Here is a 5,240-nt window from a genome sequence, read left to right on the forward strand (position 1 = left end):
TCAGCACCGCCAGCACACCGAGGGCCAGCAGGATCACGGCCAGCACCAGCAGCCGCACGAGCGCTCCCCGCGATCGTTTGGACGCGGCCGGCGCGGCGGGGTCGGGGCTCATGCGGGGCTCCTGCCGGGGACGGGTCTGGTGTGCCTCCCCATTTCATCGGAACCGCCGCCGCATCCCAAGCACCGCCCCCGCCCCGGCGAGGACTCTCCCCCCGCGGACGGGGGGCCCGTCGAAGGCGCTGCCGGGCGCCGGTCACTGTGCGTGCTCGTCGTCCAGCGCCTCGGCCGCGCCGAGGATGTCGCGGAGGCCGATCCTTTCGCGCTCGACGTCCGTCGGGTCGAACAGCCACGTCGAGGGCGGCGCGGCGGCGGTCTCCTCAGGGCGGCTCGACTCGGCGAGGAGCAGCTCCTCCTCGACCTCGAACTCGAGTTCGGCCTCGAATTTCCCCTCAGCGTTCACGTTCGTCTCTCCTTACGGGGCCTCGGGCGGCGGCGTGGATCAGTTGCATCGACAGCTGCCCGGAGGCGAGCAGCCGGGAGAAGCGCTCGCCCTGGCGGACGGCCAGCGCGTACGCGCGGTCGCCGCCGTGCCGGGCGGCCACGACCGCGGCGACCCGCTCGGCGCGGCGGGACCAGGCCAGCGGCGCGCCGTCGGGCCGGTCGATCTGCTCGACGAGGTCGAAGCCCGCGCCGTCCAGCAGCCCGGCGAGCTCGCGCTGGGTGGGGAAATGGTTGCCGTCGGGTGTCGCGAGGGCGAGCGGGGTCCGCGCGACGGCCACCAGCAGCCCGAGCGGCGCACCCGGCGCCAGGACGCGCCGGATCTCGCCGAGCAGCGCGGCCTTGTCCCGGACGGTGTCCAGCACACCGAGGGACCAGGCGGCGTCCGCCGACCCGGTCCGCAGCGGGATCCGGGCGCCGTCGGCGGTGATCACCGGGAGCCCGAACAGCCGGGCGGCGGCCCGGCACGCGGCCGGCATCCGCTCCAGCAGCACCGGCCGGACCCCGAACCGCCGGGCCGCCCAGGCCGCCGGGCCGCCCGCCCCGGCGCCGACGTCCAGCAGCGTCGCCCCGGGCGAGAGCTCGCACGCCTCGCCCAGCCAGACCAGCGCCGCCGGGCTCGCGCTGCCGCGGCAGGCGGCCGGGATCGCGTGCCGGTGCCCGAGCAACTCGACCGCCTCCGCCGTCCAGCGGGCGACGTCATCGAACTCGGCGGTCATCGCGGCCACGGTCACGGCAGTCCCCCCGTCTCCTCGGGCCCGGCGGCCGGTGCGGCCGGGCGGGCCGGCGCTACCCGGCGGCCGGCACGCGGCCCGGCCACTCGCTGTAGCGGATCGAGCCGAGGACGGCGTCGCCCAGCGGGACCAGGCTCCGCTCCTCCACCTCGGCGCCGAAGTAGTGCGCGTGCGGGTCGGTGACCACCTCGCGGGGGTCGTTCCAGAAGGCCAGCGCGTCGCGGAAGAACTCGTCCATGCGGAACCGCTCCGGTCCGGCGATCTCGACCCGGCCGTTCAGCGGCGCGCCCACGGCGACCCTCCCGACCTGCGCGGCGACGTCGTCGCCGGCCATCGGCTGGTACAGGACCGGCGCCATCCGGACGGTGCCGCCGTCCGTGGCGTCGTCGGCGATGCCCCGGGTGAACTCGAAGAACTGCGTGGCGTGCACGATCGAGTACGGGACCGGCGACTTCGCGATCAGGTTCTCCTGGACGTTCTTCGCCCGGAAGTAGCCGCGGACCGGGGGCCGCTCGGTGCCCACGATCGACAGCCCGACATGGTGCCCGACGCCCGCCTTCTCCTCGGCGGCGAGCAGGTTGCCGGTCGAGGTCTCGAAGAACTCCAGCACGGCGGCGTCCTCGAACGACGGCGAGTTCGCCACGTCGATCACCACCGACGCCCCGGTCAGGACGTCCGCCAGCCCCTCGCCGGTCAGGGTGTTCACCCCGGTGTTCGGCGACGCCGCGACCGCCTCGTGGCCCTGCCCGCCGAGGTTCGCCACGAGCTTGGAGCCGATCAGGCCGGTGCCGCCGATGACCACGATCTTCATCTCTGTTCCCTCCTGTGTCCGCCGGGGCGCCTGCCGCCCGGTCGCCATCAAGGACAGGGCGGCCGGGCGCCCTGTGACGGCTCCGCCGAACTTTCTCCCGGAGGCCCCGTCCGCCGCGAGCCGATACCGACCACTGTCACCGCCCCGCACCGCGGCGGCACCAGGGTCGGGCACTGGCCGGCCCCCTGGACTCCCGTGCCACGGGAGTCTGCGCGCCCGCCGGGGCGGCGGACGTCACTCTCCGTCATAGACGAGCAACCCGTCGTCGCGCAGCCGCGCCCCCGGGGTCGGCGGATGCTCGGTGAGGCGGCCGTCATGGGCGAGGTGGAGGACGGGACGGCCGCGCGCCAGCACGGCGAAGTCGGCGATGAGCCGGCGGTGGCAGCGCCACCACACCGATTCGCTGCACATCACGGCCGTGCGGGTCCCCTCGGCCTCGCGCAGGAGGTCGTCCATGGCGGCCACGAAGTCGGGGTCGCGGGTGTGGCCGGCGTATCCGCGGAACGAGTCGTTGCGCCAGAAGGTGTCGGGCGAGTCCGGCGCGGCCCGGCGGAAGCCGCCCAGCCGCTTGTCCCACCGGTAGCCGATGCCCGCGGCCGGGAGCCACTCCTCCAGGGCGTCGCGCTGCACGTCGGGGTTGCGGCGGCTGCCGGGCGCGGTGCGCACGTCGACCGCGGACCGCACCCCGGCGCCGCCGAGGAGGGGGGCCAGTTCCCCGCGCCCCGCGGTCCCGTGCCCGAACGTCAGCAGCGGCTCCATCACGTCCAGGCTGCCCGGCAGGGGCGGTGCCACACCTGCGGGAACACGGCTGCCGCCGGCCCCCTGGTGAGGGCCGGCGGCAGGGGCGCGTCCGTCAGCTCGCGTTCACGGCGACGTCGTCGACGACGAAGCTCGTGTAGAGGGCCGCGTCCTCCGTGCCGGAGAACGAGAGCGTGACGGTCTTGCCCGCGTAGGCGGACGCGTCGAAGCTCTTCTGGACGTATCCGGAGTTGGCGTCGAGGTTGGAGTAGGTCGCGACGGTGCTACCGCCGATCTTCACGGTGAGGTTGTCGTAGGCCGTGACACCGGTGGTCTCCGCGGTGTCGATGTGCACGTAGAAGGTGAGGGTCGCCTTGCATCCGGCGGGGATCGTCACCGACTGGGTCGCGGAGTCGGTGTGCGACCTGCCGTAGCCGTCGAGCCAGGCGTAGTGCGTCCCGGAGTGGGCGCTTTCACCGTCGCTGTTGGACGACACCACACCGGACGTCGTCGTCCACGGCGACGTACCGCTCTCGAATCCGCCGTTGGAGACCTTGTTGCCCGGCGACGAGCAGCCTCCGCCGGGCGGGTTGACCGTCCAGGTGAAGGTGGCGGTGCCGGAGAGGCCGGAGGTGTTCGTCGCGGTGACCGTGACGGTGCTCGTCCCGGCCGTGGTCGGCGTACCGGAGATCACGCCGCTGGAGGCGTTGATCGACAGCCCGGCCGGCAGCCCGGTCGCGCCGTAGGACAGCGTCTGCCCGTTCGGGTCGCTGGCGTGGACGGCCAGGTTGACCGCCGTCCCGACCGTGGTGCTCTGGTTCCCGGGGCTGGTGACGACCGGCGCGCCGCCCTGGCCGGGGCAGGTGCCCGGCACCGGGTCCGAGCCGGTGACGCTGACGGCCGCCCACGCGGCCATCACGGTGTTGTACTCGGTGCAGTGCGTGCCGTACAGGTCGGCCGCGGCCTTCAGCGAGTCGACGCGCGCGTCGGCGTAGTCCTCGTTGCTGTTGGCGTAGGACGCGAGGGCCTTGAACCAGATCTTGGCGGCCTTGTCGTTGCCGATCCCGGTGACCGTGGAGTTGTTGCAGGTCGGGCTGCTGCCGTACCCGTGGTCGCCGCTGCCGACCGCGGTCAGGAAGAACCAGTGGTTCAGCGGGCCCATGGAGTAGTGCGGGTCCAGCCCGCCGTTGCCGCTGTTCCAGCAGTTCGGCGACTGGCCGTCCAGCGACGGGTTGTACATGTAGCGCAGCGGGTCGCCGTTGCCGAAGATGTCGATCAGCTCGCCCATGGTGTAGTCGGGCGTGTCGACCGGGTTGCCGGCGTAGAACTCCACCATCGTCCCGAAGATGTCGCTCGTGCCCTCGTTCATCCCGCCGGTCTCGCCGTTCTCGCCCCAGCCGACGAGGGCGCCGCTCACGCCGTGGCTCATCTCGTGCCCGGCGACGTCGATCTCGACCAGCGGCCTGGCGTTGTTCTCACCGTCGCCGTAGGTCATCTGGGAGCCGTCCCAGAAGGCGTTGACGTAGGCGTTGCCGTAGTGCGTGCGGGACGGGACGCCCTGGCCGTCGCCGAAGATGCCGTTCCGGTCGTGGACGTTCTTGAAGTAGTCGTAGGTCATGGCGGCGCCGTAGTGGGCGTCCACCCCGGCCGAGGCGGGGTCGGAGTTGCTGCCGTTGCCGAACACGCCGGTGGAGTTGCTGAAGATGGTGCCGGTCCCGGACGTGGCGTGGTTCAGGTTGGTGGTGTACCCGTTGCCGTGCGACGGGTCCCGCATCGTCCAGGTGCTGCCGGACTGTGTCAGGTCCAGGTTGACGGTGCCGACGTAGATGCCGTGGCCGCTGCCCTGGGTCAGCGCGGTCCGGGTGGCGGCGGGCGCCGACCGGACACCGGACGGCACGAACGTGTGGACCTCGTCATCGCTCTGGACGACGCGGCCCTTCCGCGCGTCCACCATCACGTGCAGCCTGCTGGGCGTCCGGTCGGCGCGGACGCCCGTCACGACGGTCTGCCAGACGAGCGTGGCCGACCGGCCCCGCATCGTGATCGCCAGCTTCGGCTTCGACACGGACGACACCGTGCCCTTGAGCTGCTTGCGGGCGAGTCTCGCGGCGGCCGAGGCGCGCACCGACGGCGTCGTCCCGATCGCGCCGGAGGTCTCGGAGGCGGTCTCCAGCCCCTGGTAGGAGCCGTTGGGCTTGAGGTGGACGACGAGGTCCCCGCCGTAGACGGGGAGCCCGCGGTAGGTGCGGTCGAACCGGACGTCGGCCGAGCCGTCGCGGTCGACGGCGACCGACCGGACCGCGAACTCCTGCCCGCCGGCGCGGTGCGCGCGCCCGGGATGCGCGGCGATGGCCTCCTTCGCCTTGCTGACGGCCCGTTTGCGGACGGACGGTGACGGATCGAGCGTGAAGGGCGCCTCCGTGAACGCGGAGTGCCCGGCGGGTTGGCGGGGGTGGGGC

General features: G+C 73.3%; 5 protein-coding genes. All 5 read right to left on the reverse strand.

Features of this window, described 5'->3' with window-relative positions:
- Positions 1-253: 253 nt before the first annotated feature.
- A complete protein-coding gene (locus E1284_RS38200) occupies positions 254-460 on the reverse strand; it encodes a hypothetical protein (protein WP_131945020.1) in 207 nt (68 codons plus the stop codon).
- The gene (locus E1284_RS38205; RefSeq protein WP_207924198.1) at positions 450-1,232 is read right to left on the reverse strand and encodes a class I SAM-dependent methyltransferase; all 783 of its coding nucleotides are present in this window, start codon (positions 1,230-1,232) and stop codon (positions 450-452) included. The genes E1284_RS38200 and E1284_RS38205 overlap by 11 nt, the downstream gene beginning before the upstream one ends.
- A gap of 55 nt (positions 1,233-1,287) precedes the next feature.
- A complete protein-coding gene (locus tag E1284_RS38210) occupies positions 1,288-2,043 on the reverse strand; it encodes an SDR family oxidoreductase (RefSeq protein WP_131945022.1) in 756 nt (251 codons plus the stop codon).
- A 234-nt stretch (positions 2,044-2,277) separates the two neighbouring features.
- Entirely contained in the window at positions 2,278-2,835 is a 558-nt protein-coding gene (locus E1284_RS38215; RefSeq protein ID WP_207924199.1) for a DUF488 domain-containing protein, read from the reverse strand.
- A gap of 61 nt (positions 2,836-2,896) precedes the next feature.
- Positions 2,897-5,240: M4 family metallopeptidase (locus E1284_RS38220; RefSeq protein ID WP_131945023.1), on the reverse strand; the 2,344-nt coding region annotated here is incomplete at its 5' end.

Source organism: Actinomadura bangladeshensis, from assembly GCF_004348335.1.
Classification (GTDB): domain Bacteria; phylum Actinomycetota; class Actinomycetes; order Streptosporangiales; family Streptosporangiaceae; genus Spirillospora; species Spirillospora bangladeshensis.

What these genes read in the sequence shown, in the direction of transcription:
- E1284_RS38210 (WP_131945022.1), bottom strand. Translation starts at nt 2,043, where the DNA reads ATGAAGATCGTGGTCATCGGCGGCACCGGCCTGATCGGCTCCAAGCTC.